This is a genomic window from Deltaproteobacteria bacterium HGW-Deltaproteobacteria-6 (assembly GCA_002840435.1).
Lineage (GTDB): Bacteria > Desulfobacterota > Syntrophia > Syntrophales > Smithellaceae > UBA8904.
This window is the reverse complement of the sequence record PHAT01000042.1, coordinates 1-1315: the sequence shown is the minus strand read 5'-3', so window position 1 is coordinate 1315 and position 1315 is coordinate 1. Positions and strand designations below refer to the sequence as shown.

The window sequence follows — 1315 nt, the reverse complement described above, 5'->3', positions numbered from 1 at the left end:
CCTCGACCGCAATTTGAGAACCCAGAATTTTCCGGGCAAGCTGCTGGGGTATATGTATCACTCCATGCCGATACTGGCCAGTATAAACCCGGGCAATGACTTGAAAGATATACTGGAAAATAATAATGCCGGTTTAGTTTGCATCAATGGTGAAGACAGCCTGCTGGTTTCCAGTGCCAGAAGATTGGCAGGCAGCGAGACGCTGCGCCGCCAATTGGGGTTGAACGCCCGTGCTCTTCTGGAGAGCACGTTTTCGGTTTCGAAGGCTGCACAGCAAATCTTATCTCATTTCACAAGGATGGATTAACCCATGTCGCGCTCCCTCCGCATATTGATTACCGGCGCTACCGGTGCGGTAGGTCCAGTTGTGGTACGGGCCGTTCACGACGCGGGCTATGCTGTCCGTACGTTGTCGCTGGACACCCCGCCTGTTGGAATCTGGCCTGATGGCGTGGAGGCTGTCATTGGCGATGTTACCGATGTGTCTGACGTGCGGGCTGCTATGGATGGAGTGGATGCCGTCATTCATATGGCGGCGCTTCTGCATATTGTTCATGTTTCTCCTGAAATTCGCGAAAAGTATCAGAAAATCAATGTAGGGGGAACAGGCAATATAGTGGATGTGGCGGCTGAGGCTGGTGTAAAGCGCATTGTTTTGTTCAGTACCATTGCTGTTTACGGACAGTCCGGAGGCCGAATCTTAACGGAAGATTCAAAGCCCTGTCCTGACACATTCTACGCCCGGACCAAACTTCAGGCGGAGGAGATCGTCCTGAATGTGAGAGGAGCGGATGGTCGGCCATCGGGAATCGTCTTGCGGTTTGGTGCGATTTACGGTTCCCGCATCAAGGGAAACTATGAGCGCATGACACATGCCTTGGCGAATCATCGTTTTATTCCCATAGGGAACGGATTAAACCGGAGAACGCTGATTTATGATAAGGATGTCGGCCGTGCCGTCGTGCAGGCTGTTTTTCATCCTGAAGCGGCAGGTAGGCTATTCAACGTGACCGATGGCAGTTTTCATACCATGAATGCAATTATCGAAGCGGTTTGTTCGGGACTCGGACGCAGGCCGCCCCGCTTATCATTGCCTGTAGAGCCGACACGAACGCTGGTCCGTTTTATGGAATCGGGAATCCGCGCTGCCGGTTTCAAGTCGCCGGTGACGGCAGAGATGATGGATAAATATACGGAAGATATTGCCGTTGACAGTAGTCGTTTTCAAAAGGAAATCGGTTTTGTGCCACACTATGATTTAAAGACCGGGTGGAAAGAAACGATCCTGGAAATGCGTCAGGTTGGCGGGAGGCAG

2 protein-coding genes are annotated in these 1315 nt (G+C 51.9%); both read left to right on the top strand.

What is annotated here, in order from left to right:
* A partial coding sequence (locus CVU71_18685; protein ID PKN16555.1) for an L-fucosamine transferase occupies positions 1–307 on the top strand: 307 nt, incomplete at its 5' end.
* Positions 308–310: 3 nt separating this feature from the next.
* Positions 311–1315: UDP-glucose 4-epimerase (locus CVU71_18680; protein ID PKN16554.1), on the top strand; the 1005-nt coding region annotated here is incomplete at its 3' end.